The 12421-nt window shown below is 71.3% G+C and carries 17 protein-coding genes and 1 riboswitch; of the genes, 15 read left to right on the top strand and 2 right to left on the bottom strand.

All coding sequences use genetic code 11. The annotated features are described in order from the left end of the window. The first annotated feature begins 15 nt into the window (after positions 1 to 15). The 10 genes from ACWEOZ_RS14505 to truA all read left to right on the top strand — a co-directional run bounded on the left by ACWEOZ_RS14505 (position 16) and on the right by truA (position 5973). A complete protein-coding gene (locus ACWEOZ_RS14505; protein WP_451911291.1) occupies positions 16 to 426 on the top strand; it encodes a DUF1707 SHOCT-like domain-containing protein in 411 nt (136 codons plus the stop codon). A 38-nt stretch (positions 427 to 464) separates the two neighbouring features. Further along, entirely contained in the window at positions 465 to 1040 is a 576-nt protein-coding gene (locus ACWEOZ_RS14500; RefSeq protein ID WP_451911172.1) for a DUF1707 SHOCT-like domain-containing protein, read from the top strand. A gap of 217 nt (positions 1041 to 1257) precedes the next feature. Continuing rightward, positions 1258 to 1479, top strand: a complete 222-nt coding sequence (gene infA, locus ACWEOZ_RS14495; protein WP_007073013.1) for a translation initiation factor IF-1 — start codon at positions 1258 to 1260, stop codon at positions 1477 to 1479. Between the two features lie 52 nt (positions 1480 to 1531). Continuing rightward, a complete protein-coding gene (gene rpmJ / locus ACWEOZ_RS14490) occupies positions 1532 to 1648 on the top strand; it encodes a 50S ribosomal protein L36 (protein WP_015619018.1) in 117 nt (38 codons plus the stop codon). Between the two features lie 169 nt (positions 1649 to 1817). Then, positions 1818 to 2198: a 30S ribosomal protein S13 gene (gene rpsM / locus ACWEOZ_RS14485; protein ID WP_203776578.1), complete on the top strand. Its 381-nt coding sequence runs from the start codon at positions 1818 to 1820 to the stop codon at positions 2196 to 2198. Positions 2199 to 2215: 17 nt separating this feature from the next. Next, positions 2216 to 2623: a 30S ribosomal protein S11 gene (rpsK, locus tag ACWEOZ_RS14480; protein ID WP_015619020.1), complete on the top strand. Its 408-nt coding sequence runs from the start codon at positions 2216 to 2218 to the stop codon at positions 2621 to 2623. A gap of 15 nt (positions 2624 to 2638) precedes the next feature. After that, positions 2639 to 3265, top strand: a complete 627-nt coding sequence (rpsD, locus tag ACWEOZ_RS14475) for a 30S ribosomal protein S4 (RefSeq protein WP_203776576.1) — start codon at positions 2639 to 2641, stop codon at positions 3263 to 3265. Positions 3266 to 3361: 96 nt separating this feature from the next. Then, positions 3362 to 4384 carry a DNA-directed RNA polymerase subunit alpha gene (locus tag ACWEOZ_RS14470; RefSeq protein ID WP_023358222.1) on the top strand — a complete coding sequence of 341 codons (1023 nt, stop codon included), beginning with the start codon at positions 3362 to 3364 and terminating at the stop codon, positions 4382 to 4384. 65 nt (positions 4385 to 4449) lie between these two features. Further along, on the top strand, positions 4450 to 5055 hold the full coding sequence (gene rplQ / locus ACWEOZ_RS14465; RefSeq protein WP_451911171.1) for a 50S ribosomal protein L17: 606 nt from the start codon (positions 4450 to 4452) through the stop codon (positions 5053 to 5055). 102 nt (positions 5056 to 5157) lie between these two features. Further along, complete coding sequence (gene truA / locus ACWEOZ_RS14460) at positions 5158 to 5973, top strand: tRNA pseudouridine(38-40) synthase TruA (protein ID WP_433724882.1); 816 nt, start codon at positions 5158 to 5160, stop codon at positions 5971 to 5973. Here the strand turns inward: truA and ACWEOZ_RS14455 are convergent. Further along, positions 5962 to 7365, bottom strand: coding sequence for a hypothetical protein (locus tag ACWEOZ_RS14455; protein WP_451911170.1), 1404 nt, complete (start codon positions 7363 to 7365; stop codon positions 5962 to 5964). The two genes, truA and ACWEOZ_RS14455, sit on opposite strands and share 12 nt — an antisense overlap. 108 nt (positions 7366 to 7473) lie before the next feature. Here ACWEOZ_RS14455 and ACWEOZ_RS14450 point away from each other — a divergent pair, with 108 nt between their 5' ends. Together ACWEOZ_RS14450 and ACWEOZ_RS14445 are read left to right on the top strand one after the other, a co-directional pair. Next, a complete protein-coding gene (locus ACWEOZ_RS14450) occupies positions 7474 to 8088 on the top strand; it encodes a class I SAM-dependent methyltransferase (protein ID WP_451911169.1) in 615 nt (204 codons plus the stop codon). Between the two features lie 31 nt (positions 8089 to 8119). Next, positions 8120 to 9775: an ABC-F family ATP-binding cassette domain-containing protein gene (locus ACWEOZ_RS14445; protein WP_451911168.1), complete on the top strand. Its 1656-nt coding sequence runs from the start codon at positions 8120 to 8122 to the stop codon at positions 9773 to 9775. Between the two features lie 10 nt (positions 9776 to 9785). Here the strand turns inward: ACWEOZ_RS14445 and ACWEOZ_RS14440 are convergent, their stop codons facing one another. Further along, positions 9786 to 10289 (bottom strand): DinB family protein, encoded by a 504-nt coding sequence (locus ACWEOZ_RS14440; protein WP_451911167.1) that lies wholly within the window; start codon positions 10287 to 10289, stop codon positions 9786 to 9788. Positions 10290 to 10442: 153 nt separating this feature from the next. After that, positions 10443 to 10554, top strand: a riboswitch (TPP riboswitch). Between the two features lie 14 nt (positions 10555 to 10568). Here ACWEOZ_RS14440 and thiE point away from each other — a divergent pair. From thiE to thiS, 3 genes are read left to right on the top strand one after another with little or no spacing between them, the layout of a single operon-like run. Further along, a complete protein-coding gene (gene thiE, locus ACWEOZ_RS14435) occupies positions 10569 to 11192 on the top strand; it encodes a thiamine phosphate synthase (RefSeq protein WP_451911290.1) in 624 nt (207 codons plus the stop codon). Next, on the top strand, positions 11189 to 12226 hold the full coding sequence (gene thiO, locus ACWEOZ_RS14430) for a glycine oxidase ThiO (protein WP_451911166.1): 1038 nt from the start codon (positions 11189 to 11191) through the stop codon (positions 12224 to 12226). The genes thiE and thiO overlap by 4 nt, the downstream gene beginning before the upstream one ends. After that, entirely contained in the window at positions 12223 to 12420 is a 198-nt protein-coding gene (thiS, locus tag ACWEOZ_RS14425) for a sulfur carrier protein ThiS (RefSeq protein ID WP_451911165.1), read from the top strand. Before thiO ends, thiS begins: the two co-directional genes overlap by 4 nt. Position 12421: the final 1 nt, after the last annotated feature.

The following is a 12421-nucleotide window of genomic DNA, read 5'->3' as shown; positions in this document are numbered from 1 at the left end:
ATGAGCCGAGACGAGATGCGGGCGGGGGACAGCGACCGCCAGGCCGTCGCCGACAAGCTCAAGACCGCGCTCGACGAGGGCCGGCTGGATCTGCACGAGTACGACGAGCGGTTGCAGCGGACGTACGCCGCCAAGACCTTCGGTGAGCTCGACCCTCTGGTGACCGATCTGCCCGGCACCGTCCCGGCCCAGCAGTCACGCGTGCAGCCCTTTCAGCCGCCCGCTGCGCCGTCCGTGGCCACCGGCCGGGAGGAGACGACCAGGCAGGGTGGTCCGCCGTTCTGGGCCTCCTACGGCGGTGTGGTGGCGGTCTGCTTCCTGATCTGGGGCATAACCTGCATCGCCTCGGCTGACTTCCGCTACCCGTGGCCGCTCTGGATGCTCATCCCGCTGCTGTTCGGGCTGCTCGGCCGGCGCAAACGCTGACCTCCCCTCCCTGGCCCGCTGCTGGCATGCTGGAGGGCATGGGCCGGGACGACATGAGAGCGGCCGACGCCGATCGGCAGGCGGTCGCGGACCAGTTGAAGGCCGCGCTCGGCGAGGGCCGGCTGGACCTGCACGAGTACGACGAGCGATTGCAGCAGGCCTACGCCGCGAAGACCTACGGGGAGCTGCGTCCGCTGCTCGATGACCTGCCGTCGGCCAAGGTGCCCGTGCCCGCCCAGCGCGAGCCTGCCGGCTCCGGCGTCGACCGGGACGCCTCCGACGCCGAGGTGACCCGCCGCTGGCTGCTGGCGGTGTGGTCCAGCTGGATCCTGGTCGTCGGGATCAACACCGTGGTGTGGCTGATGGTCAGCATCGGCAGCACCGAGCTGATCTACTTCTGGCCCGTCTGGGTGGCCGGCCCGTGGGGTGTCGTGCTCGTCTTCGTCACTGTGGCCGGGCTGGTCGGTGGCGAGCCGCGCAAGCAGGCCGACAAGAAGGCCCGCAAGCGCCAGGCGAAGCAGCTCAAACGGGAGCGCCGGGCCTTGGCGGCGGACCCGATTCGGCCGGGCGAAACTCTCCAGGAGCGCCCGAAGACGGACAAAACGACGGGCTGACCGGCCGTCCGACACACCCGACCCCGGGTTACGGGGACCTCGGTTTGGTGTCAATGCTCCTCGCGCGTACACTGGCTAGCTGGCGCGCAGCGTCCACTCTTCCATGTCCACCAGCGCTTCGGTGGCGGAGGAGCCGCGGCTGGTCCCGGTGCGAACCCTCAACCCGGGATGAACGTTGTGAGCCCGCCCCAGAACCCGATGTCAGGTAGCGGAGGACATGCCAAAGAAAGACGGAGCCATCGAGATCGAAGGCCGAGTGATCGAGCCTCTGCCGAACGCAATGTTCCGTGTGGAGCTTGCGAATGGTCACAAGGTATTGGCTCATATCAGCGGCAAGATGCGGCAGCACTACATCCGCATCCTCCCGGAGGACAGGGTCGTCGTCGAGCTTTCGCCGTACGACCTGACCCGCGGGCGAATCGTCTACCGCTACAAGTAAGGGTCGCGGGGGCTTTGCCTAGTCCCGTCTGACAGAGAGTCAAGGCACAACCGTGAAGGTCAAGCCGAGCGTCAAGCGGATCTGCAACAACTGCCGGGTCATCCGGCGGCACGGCCGCGTCATGGTCATCTGCAAGACCGACGCGCGCCACAAGCAGCGCCAGGGTTAGTTCAACCTCGCTGCCAGGTCCGTACCACTGAACAAGCTCGTCCCAGCCGCGGCGTCATCTCGCGATGAAACGCGGTTTCACCCCCGGTCGGAGGCCGGGGCCCCGCCCGGGCAGGCGGGGATGGGCCGGGCACAGACCTCCGTGAGACACCTGAGGAGTACGCCCACTTATGGCTCGACTCGTCGGCGTCGATCTTCCCCGCGAGAAGCGGATGGAGATCGCGCTCACCTACATCTTCGGGGTCGGTCGGACCCGCGCCGTGGAGGCGCTCACCTCGACCGGCATTGACCTGAACAAGCGCGCCAAGGACCTCACGGACGAGGAGCTGGTCCAGCTCCGCGACTACATCGAGGCCAATTTCAAGGTTGAAGGCGACCTGCGCCGCGAGGTCGCCGCCGACATCCGCCGCAAGGTCGAGATCGGCTGCTACGCCGGCATCCGCCACCGCCGGGGTCTCCCCGTCCGCGGACAGCGGACGCGGACCAACGCTCGTACCCGCAAGGGTCCGAAGCGCACGGTCGCTGGCAAGAAGAAGCCCGGTCGGAAGTAATAGGAGCGCACTGACTTATGCCACCGAAGGCACGCGCCGGAGCACCCGTCAAGAAGGTCCGGCGCAAGGAACGCAAGAACGTCGCCCACGGGCAGGCGCACATCAAGAGCACCTTCAACAACACCATCGTGTCGATCACCGACCCGACCGGTGCTGTGATCTCCTGGGCCTCGTCCGGCCAGGTGGGCTTCAAGGGCTCCCGCAAGTCGACTCCGTTCGCCGCGCAGCTGGCCGCCGAGGCCGCCGCCCGTCGGGCCATGGAGCACGGCATGCGCAAGGTCGACGTGTTCGTCAAGGGCCCCGGCTCCGGCCGGGAGACCGCCATCCGTTCGCTGCAGGCCGCGGGCCTCGAGGTCGGTCAGATCTCCGACGTCACGCCGCAGCCGCACAACGGTTGCCGTCCGCCTAAGCGTCGCCGGGTCTAAGGGAGAGATCGAAGCATGGCTCGTTACACAGGGGCGGACTGCAAGCGCTGCCGCCGCGAGAAGATGAAGCTGTTCCTCAAGGGCAGCAAGTGCGACGGGCCGAAGTGCCCGTTCGAGTCGCGTCCCTTCCCGCCCGGCCAGCACGGCCGCGGTCGGACCAAGGAGACCGAGTACCTGCTCCAGCACCGCGAGAAGCAGAAGGCCCGCCGCACCTACGGCGTGCTCGAGAAGCAGTTCCGCGGTTACTACGAGGAGGCTGTCACCAAGCCCGGCAAGACCGGTGAGGTGCTGCTGCAGATCCTCGAGTCGCGTCTCGACAACGTCGTCTACCGGGCCGGCTACGCCGCGTCCCGCGACATGGCCCGTCAGCTGGTCAAGCACGGCCACCTGCTGGTCAACGGAGTCAAGGTCGACATCCCGTCGTACCGGGTGAAGGACCACGACATCGTGCAGGTCCGCGAGAAGTCCCGCGAGATGACGCCGTTCGTCGTCGCGCAGGCCCAGGCGGGTTCCCGCCCGGTGCCGGCGTGGCTGGAGCCGATCCCGAGCGAGATGAAGATCCTGATCCACTCGCTCCCGGCCCGCCAGGTTATCGACACCCAGGTCCAGGAGCAGCTGATCGTCGAGCTCTACTCCAAGTAGCGCTCTGGTCCCGGCACCCTCCGCGGAGGGTGCCGGGACTGCACCACCACAGGACGGGCTTCATATAGCGGAAGCCCCGAACGAAAGAAGAAACGCGTGCTCATCAGCCAGCGCCCGAGCCTCTCGGAAGAGTCGCTCAGCGAGACCCGCTCCCGGTTCACCATCGAGCCCCTGGAGCCGGGCTTCGGCTACACCCTCGGCAACTCGCTGCGCCGGACCCTGCTGTCGTCCATCCCGGGCGCGGCGGTCACCAGCATCAAGATCGACGGCGTGCTGCACGAGTTCACCACGATCCCCGGTGTCAAGGAGGACGTGGTCGAGCTCGTCATGAACGTCAAGGAGCTCACCGTCAGCTCCGAGCACGACGAGCCCGTCAGCATGTACCTGCGCAAGCAGGGCCCGGGCGACGTCACCGCGGGCGACATCCAGCCCCCGGCCGGCGTCTCCGTGCACAACCCCGACCTGAAGCTGGCCACGCTCAACAGCAAGGGCCGGCTCGACATGGAGCTCACCGTCGAGCGGGGTCGTGGCTACGTCACGGCCGCGCAGAACAAGAGCGCCGGCGCCGAGATCGGCCGCATCCCGGTCGACTCCATCTACTCGCCGGTCATGAAGGTGACCTACCGCGTCGAGGCGACCCGTGTCGAGCAGCGCACCGACTTCGACCGCCTGATCATCGACGTCGAGTCGAAGGCGTCGATCTCGCCCCGTACCGCGCTGGCTTCCGCCGGTTCGACCCTGGTCGAGCTGTTCGGTCTCTGCCGCGAGCTGGACGAGACCGCCGAGGGCATCGACATCGGCCCGTCCCCGCAGGACGCGCAGCTGGCCGCCGATCTGGCGCTGCCGATCGAGGAGCTGGACCTCACCGTCCGGTCGTACAACTGCCTCAAGCGCGAGGGCATCAACACCGTCGGTGAACTCATCGGGCGGACGGAGGCCGACCTTCTGGATATAAGGAATTTCGGTCAGAAGTCGATCGACGAGGTCAAGATGAAGCTCGCCGGCATGGGCCTGGGCCTCAAGGACAGCGCGCCGTCCTTCGACCCCGCGCACGTGGTCGACTCGTTCGGCGACGTGGACTACGACACCGACGACTACCGCGAGACCGAGCAGCTCTAATCCCGGCTGCCGCGTGAGCTGGGCGGCTGAGCCGCCCGGCAGGAATTTCAACGAGGAGCAAGAAGATGCCCACGCCCACCAAGGGTCCCCGCCTCGGCGGCAGCCCGGCGCACGAGAAGCTGCTGCTGGCCAACCTGGCCACGGAGCTCTTCCGGCACGGGAAGATCAAGACCACCGAGACCAAGGCGAAGCGCCTGCGCCCCTTGGCGGAGCAGCTCATCACCAAGGCCAAGCGCGGCGACCTGCACGCCCGCCGCCGGGTCCTGGGTGTCGTCAAGGACAAGGACGTCGTCTACTCGCTGTTCGAGCAGATCGCGCCCCGGTACACCAACCGCCCGGGTGGCTACACCCGGATCACCAAGGTCGGTATCCGCAAGGGCGACGCCGCTCCCATGGCCGTCATCGAGCTGGTCGAGGAGCTGCAGGTCGCGGCCACCACCGCGCCGGCCAAGAAGGCGGCCCGCAAGGCCGTCGCGCAGCAGGACAAGGTGGAGGCCCTCGCCCGCGAGGACGAGGCCCCGGCCACCGCGGCCTCGACTGACACCGTTGCCGGCCAGGACTCCACGGCCGACCAGGACTCCGAGCCGCCGGTGAACGCTTCCGGCGACAAGGGTGCCGAGGGCCCGGGCGACCAGGCCGAGGGCGAAGACCCCGCCGACGCCAAGGCCTGATCTTCAGCTAGGTAGGAAAGGCCCGGCACCCTTCGTGGGTGCCGGGCTTTCCTTTTCCCGTACGGCTTCCTTGTCCACGAATCAGCGGAGGACTGCCCCCACATGACCGACGCGACCCGCCTGCGCCTGGACGTCTCCTACGACGGCCGGGAGTTCTCGGGCTGGGCCGTGCAGCCGTCCCGGCGTACCGTCGCCGGCGTGCTCGTCGAGGCGCTGGAGCGGCTGGTCGGCGCTGATCACGACCTGGGCCTGACCGTGGCGGGCCGGACCGACGCCGGCGTGCACGCGACCGGCCAGGTGTGCCACATCGACCTGCCGACGGCTGTGTGGGAGTCGCTGGCGGATTCGCTGGTGCGGCGGCTCGCCGGGTTGATGCCGCCGGACGCGCGCGTGCGGGCCGTCACGCCCGTACCGTCGACTTTCGACGCCCGGTTCTCCGCCACGTTCCGGCGGTACGAATACCGGGTGGCCGACACCGTTTTCGGGCCGGAGCCGCTGCGGCGTTACGACACCATCGGCTGGATGCGGCCCCTCGATCTGGGACGGCTGCAGGAGGCGGCGGCCGGGCTGGTCGGGCTGCACGACTTCGCGGCGTTCTGCAAGCGCAAGGAGCACGCCACCACCGTGCGGGCCATCACCCGGCTGGAGTGGCGCCGCGAGCCCGACGGGGTGGCAGTGGCCACCGTGCAGGCCGACGCGTTCTGCCAGGCGATGGTGCGCAGCTTGGTTGGGGCCATGCTGAGCGTCGGCGACGGCCGCCGGGACCCGGACTGGCCGGCCAAGCTGCTGACCCTGCGGGAGCGGTCCAGCGAGGTCACCGTCGCGCCGGCACACGGGCTCACCCTGATCGCGGTCGGCTATCCCGACGAGACCGAGTACGCGGACCGCGCCGACGCCACCCGCCGGCTACGGGTCTAGCGCCCGCTTCCCGATGACCTGCTCACCCAGGTAGCGCTCGACCAGCTCGGTGGTGATCCGGGCCGCGTACGGGTCGTCGTCGGTGACGAGCTGACCGTCGGGCCGGGCGATGGCGCAGTACAACAGATAGTGACCGCGGCTGTGCCAGCCCACCTGGGCCAGGGGCTCGCCGAGCGGGTCGCCGGCCGTGCCGCCCAGCATGGCGAAGGTGCCCCGGCCGTTCTCCACCAGAGTGCCGGTCAGCTCGCTGACCTGCGCCGCACCCTGCTCGTCGGTGAGGTTGAAGATGCCCGCGGTGACCTGGTAGCCGCCGTACGGAGCCAGCATCCGGGCCCGGACGACGTGCTCGCAGCCGTAGTCGTCGAGGAGCGCGCCGAGGTCACCCGTCGTGGCGGTCCGGCACACGCTGTCGCTGTGGGTGAGGTCGACCCGGTAACCCGTATCGCCGGCGGCGAGCCGGACCGTGGGGTCCGGGAACACCTCGCGCTGGGTCAGCGGCTCGGCGTCGACCGCCCGGGAGGCGATGGCCGGCTCGGAGCCGGGGGCGACGGCGGATTCCCGTCCGTCCCCGCGGCGCTGCTCGGCGACGATGAAGAACGCGCTCAGTCCGACGATGGCCAGGACGATCAACGCGGCGAGCCCGCGCATCAGCGTCTGCAGGGCCTGCTGGGGTTCCCGGGGCGCCCGCCGCCGTTGCGGCGTGTGCCGCTGATGGGCGGCGGGGGCCGGCCACTGCCCGCTGCGATGCTGCCGGTGTTGCGGTGTCGCCGGCCGGTCGGTGACCACGGGGTCCGATCCCAGCCATTCGACGGCTGGAGCATCGGCCGGGGACAGGTCGCTCGCCCGAAGGCGGGTCCCGAGGAAGCGGGCTCCCGGAATCCGGGCCCCGGGGATGCGGGTCGCCGGAAGTCCGGCCGCCCGGACCTGGGCGGCCTGGAACTCGGCGGCCAGCCGCACCACGGTCTGCAGTCCGACCTGCCGCAACCGGACCGTCCGCAATCCCGCGGTGTCCCGGCCCGGGTGCTGTCGGCCGGCGTGCCGCGGATCCGACGGATGCCGGTCCGCGTGCCGCGGATCCGGGCAGAGCCGCCCGGAGGACGGCCGGCCCGAGCGCTGCGGGTCCGAGCAATGCCGACCTGGGAACTGCAGGGCCGGGTGCGACAGGTCCTCGCCCCCGAAGGGGCCGGCGACGCCAGCCGTCCGCCCCGGGGCGTGGTGGTCGGCTGCTCGGCCGCCTCGGGTCCGGCGGGCCAGGGCCTGCCTGATGATCGCCTGCCGGGCGCGGGCGTGTCCCGCCTGCGCCTGGCGGACCAGGCCCTGCGGGGTCAGCGACGCGAGTCCGCCCGCCGGGCCGGCGCGGTGGGCGGAGCGGGGGTGCGGATCGCCAGGCATGCAGGCCACGGTAGGAGGGCACCCTGATCGATGGACGCACAGCGTGTGCGGCACCCTCCCGTGGCCTCCCGTCGTTGCGGGCGCGGGCGTTGGGGGAGGATGGGCGGTGTGACCGCCGACCATTACTTCAGCGCCGAGCCCGCCGCGCCCGCCAAGCGGAGCCGTATCGAGTTCACCGCCGCCGGCCGGGCCTACGACCTGGTCGTCGCGGGCGGGGTGTTCTCCGCCGGGCGGCTCGACCCGGGGACCGCCGTCCTGCTGCGCAAGGGCGATCTGCCGACGGCCGCGACCACCGGCACCCTGCTCGACCTCGGCTGCGGCTACGGCCCGATCGCGTGTGTGCTCGCCAGCGAGGCGCCGGAGACCACCGTCTACGCGATCGACGTCAACGCCCGGGCCCGGGAGCTGACCGCGGAGAACGCCGCCGCCCTGGGGCTGGCCGGCCGGGTGCGGGTCGCCGCCCCCGACGAGGTGCCCGACGACGTCACCTTCACGCAGATCTGGAGCAACCCGCCGACCCACGTCGGCAAGGCCGAGCTGCGCGCGCTGATGGAACGCTGGCTGCCCCGGCTCGCGCCCGGCGGGGTCGCCTGGCTGGTGATCAACCGCAACCTCGGTGGTGATTCGCTGCACACCTGGCTCGTCTCGCTGGGCTGGGAAGTGACGCGTACGGCCAGCCAGCGCGGCTTCCGGGTGCTGCGGGTGACCGGAAAAACCGGCTGACCACCGGCGGGTCGTCGGGGAGGATGCCCACGTGGGTTACGTAGACGTGTCAGGGGTCGGATTCGTGCTGCCGGACGGCCGGGAGCTCTTCTCCGACGTGTCGTTCCGGGTCGGCGAGGGTGCGAAGGTGGCGCTCGTCGGGCCGAACGGGGCCGGCAAGACGACGCTGTTGCGGATGGTCGCCGGGGACACCTCGACCCCGATCGGCACCATCGCGCGGGCCGGCGGGCTCGGGGTGATGCGCCAGTTCATCGGGATGATCGGCGACGACCGTACCCTCGAGGACCTGGCCCTGTCGCTGGTCGCGCCGCCGCTGCGGGCCGCCGGCGCGGTCCTGGCCGCGGCCCAGTCCGCGCTGGAGAGCAACCCCGACGCCGAGAAGGCGCAGCTGGCCTACGCCAACGCGATCGCCGGCTGGGGCGAGGCCGGTGGCTACGACGCCGAAGTGCTCTTCGACGTCGTGGCCGTGGCCATCCTCGGCAAGCCGTGGGAGGAGGTCCGGCACCGGCCGGTGCGCACGCTCTCCGGCGGCCAGCAGAAACGCTTCGCGCTCGACCTGCTGCTGCGCGGAGGCGACGAGGTGCTGCTGCTCGACGAGCCGGACAACTTCCTCGACGTGCCCGGCAAGCGCTGGCTCGAGGCGCGGCTCAAGGAGTCGACGAAGTCGGTGCTCTACGTCTCGCACGACCGGGAGCTGCTGGCCCAGACGGCGAGCCGGGTGGTGGCCGTCGAGGGTGGCAGCGCATGGACGCATCCCGGTGGCTTCGCGTCCTGGCACGAGGCCCGCTCCGACCGCCACGAACGGCTGCTGGAGCTGCGCCGACGCTGGGACGAGGAGCACGAGAAGCTGCGCGAGCTGGTCTTCACGCTGAAGAACAAGGCGGCGTACAACGACGGGCTGGCGTCGCGGTATCAGGCGGCGCAGACGCGGCTGCGCAAGTTCGAGGAGGCCGGGCCACCGCCGTTGCCACCCAAGGAGCAGTCGCTGCGGATGAACCTGCGCGGCGGGCGTACGGGCAAGCGCGCGGTGATGTGCACCGGGCTCGAGCTGGAAAATCTGACGTTCCCGTTCGACCTGGAGATCTGGTACGGCGACCGGGTGGCGGTGCTGGGCGCCAACGGCACGGGCAAGTCGCACTTCCTGCGGCTGCTGGCGGCCGGCGGCACCGCCCCTGACGTGGACAACAAGCCGGTCGACGGGGCACCGCTGGCCCACGTGGCCCACAACGGTGTCGCGCGGCTCGGTGCGCGGGTCCGGCCGGGTCACTTCTCGCAGACGCACGACCGGCCGGAGCTGCTGAAACGTACCCTGGTGGAGATTCTCTGGCGGGGTGACGACCACCGTTCCGGGATGGACCGGGCGGGGGCCATGAAGGCCCTGAACCGCTACGAGCTGGCGGCCCAGGGCGATCAGCTCTTCGGCACCCTCTCCGGCGGCCAGCAGGCCCGTTTCCTGGTGCTGCTGCTGGAGCTGTCCGGCGCGACCGTGCTGCTGCTCGACGAGCCCACGGACAACCTGGACCTGGCGTCGGCCGAGGCGCTGGAGGAGGGGCTGCAGGCGTTCGAGGGCACGGTGATCGCGGTGACCCACGACCGCTGGTTCACCCGGGGCTTCGACCGTTTCATCCTCTTCCAGGGCGACGGCGAGGTCGTCGAGACTCCCGAACCGGTCTGGGACGTCCGCTAGCCACCGGCGATCACTCGCCGGTAGCGCCGTCGAGGCGTTCCCGGAGCAGGTCGGCGTGGCCGTTGTGGCGGGCGTACTCCTCGATCATGTGGGTGAGGACGTAGCGCAGCGAGAACGGTTCCGTGCCGTGGTGGCCCACGTCGTCGAGTGATCCGGCGGCGTCCACGATGGACCGGGAGCGGGCACATTCCGCCCGCCAGGCCGCGAACGTCTCCCCGGGGTCGGCGTCATCGGCGTCGAAATCCACGACGCCGGACCCGGGGCGAGCCCAGAGTGGCGCGCAGTCCTCGCCGTTCACCACGGCCCGGAACCAGCTGCGCTCGACCTGCGTGAGGTGCCGCACCAGGCCGAGCAGGGAGAGCCCGGACGGCGCGACGGCCCGCTCGCGGAGCTGGGCCGGGGTCAGCCCGGCGCACTTCATCGCGAGAGTTTCGCGCTGGCGTTGCAGGAAGCCGGTCAGGGTGGCCCGCTCGTCCGCCACCTGCGGCGGTTCACTTCGGGTATCGATGGTCACGACGGTGATCCTGCCCACGCGGGGAACTCGGCGGAAATGAATTTTCTGGGCCCTTTCTCGCAGCGTGCGGGCTCTGAGTCACGACGCGACCACCCACAGTGGAGCGACGCAGGGGTTTACGGGCGGCGGGCCGCGGGGTTACGGTCTGCTCGGAACCAACCCCACGGGAGTCCGGTGCACCGGGCTGAGAGGGGGGCTGTCGCGGCCCCCGACCGTCGAACCTGATCCGGGTCATGCCGGCGCAGGGAGGAGTGTGTTGTGGGCCCTGCCTTTCCGCACCTGCACGTCATCACGGACGCCCGCCCCGGCCGGCAGCCGCTGACCGTCGTGGCCGCCGCCATTGCTGCCGCGCGGCGGCTGGACGCCGGCCACCGCCTGGCGATCCAGGTCCGGGTCGAGGACGACGTCAGCGACCGGGACGCGTACGACCTGGCTGACGCCGTCCTGGAGCTGTGCCGCCCGTACGGGGTGTTGTGCCTGGTCAACGATCGGCTGCACGTGGCCTTGGCGGTCGGCGCGGACGGTGGGCACGTGGGCGCCGCCGATCTGCCGGTGGCGGTGGCCCGCAAGGTCCTCGGGCCGGTGGGCGTGCTCGGCGCGACCTGTCGGGACGTCGCTGCGGCCCGCGCGGCGCGGCGGGCCGGCGCCTCGTATCTCGGGGTCGGTCCCGCCTTCGCCACCACCACCAAGACCGGACTGCCGGCTCCGCTCGGGCCGGACGCGGTGGGGGCGGTTGCCGCGGCCGTACCGGACACCCCGATCGTCGCCATCGGGGGAGTGACCGCCGGCAACGCGCGGTCGCTGCTCGGCGCCGGAGCCGCCGCGGTCGCGGTGGTCGGCGCCGTCGCCGCCGCGGCCGACCCGGGCCGGGCGACCGAGGATCTGCTGCGGGCGCTGGCATGAGCAGCACCGAGGTCACGGTCGTCGGTGGCGGCATCATCGGGCTCTCGATCGCGTGGCGGTGCGCGCAGCGCGGGCTGACGGTGACCGTCCACGACAGCGGCGGCGACGACGGCGCCTGGTACGCGGCCGCGGGCATGCTGGCCCCGGCCGGCGAGGCCGGATTCGGTCAGGAGGCGCTGACCGGGCTCCTGGTCGACTCGGCCGCGCGGTGGCCGGACTTCGCCGCTGAGCTGGGGCGCGAGACCGGCATCGACGTCGGCTACGACACCGTCGGCACCCTGAGCGTCGCCCTGACCGCCGACGACCTCGCCGAGGCGCGACGGCTGTGGGAATACCGCCGTCAGCACGGCCTCGGGGTGAGCCCGCTGCTGCCCAGCGCCATCCGCGAGCTGGAACCGGCTTTATCACCGCGGCTGCGCGGCGGTGCCCACGCTCCCGACGACCGGCAGGTCGATCCGCGGCGGGTCGTCGCAGCGCTGCGGGTCGCCCTGGGCCCGGCGATCGTGCGCGAGCGAGTGGTGGACCTCCCGGCCTCGCGACCCGTGGTGGTCGCGGCGGGATCCGGTACGGCGGCACTGACCCGGCTGCCCGTGCGGCCGGTGAAAGGGCTGGTGCTGCGGCTGCGTGGCGAGCCCGGACTGTTGCGGCACGTGGTCAGCGGCTGGGCCGACGGACGGCACGTCTACCTCGTGCCGCGCGCCGACGGTGAGGTGGTCGTCGGCGCCACCCAGGAGGAACGGGTGGACGCCACGGTGACCGCCGGGCAGGTGCTCGACCTGCTGCGCGCCGCCACCGATCTCGTGCCCGACCTGGGCGAGTGCGAGCTGGTCGAGACGCTCGTCCGGCACCGGCCGGCCACCCCCGACAACGCGCCGCTGCTGGGCGCGTACGGGCCGGGCGTGGTCGTCGCGGCCGGGCACCACCGCAACGGGGTGCTGCTCGCCCCGGTCACCGCCGATCTGATCGCCGAACTGGTGGCGACCGGGAAGTCGGCGCCACAGCTGGACGCGTTCGCACCGGGGAGGTTCGGATGAAGGTCATCGTCAACGGCACCGCCCGCGACGTCGATGTGGTCAGCGTCGAGGGGCTGGTCGAGCAGCTGACCGCTGCCCGGCGCGGCGTCGCGGTCGCCGTCAACGGGGAGGTCGTGCCGCGTTCGTCGTGGCCGGCCGCCCGGCTGCGGGACGGCGACCGGGTCGAGGTTCTCACCGCGGCGCAGGGAGGCTGAG

The organism is Actinoplanes sp. NPDC004185, assembly GCF_053603475.1.
This window is presented reverse-complemented; position numbering and strand designations above follow the sequence as displayed.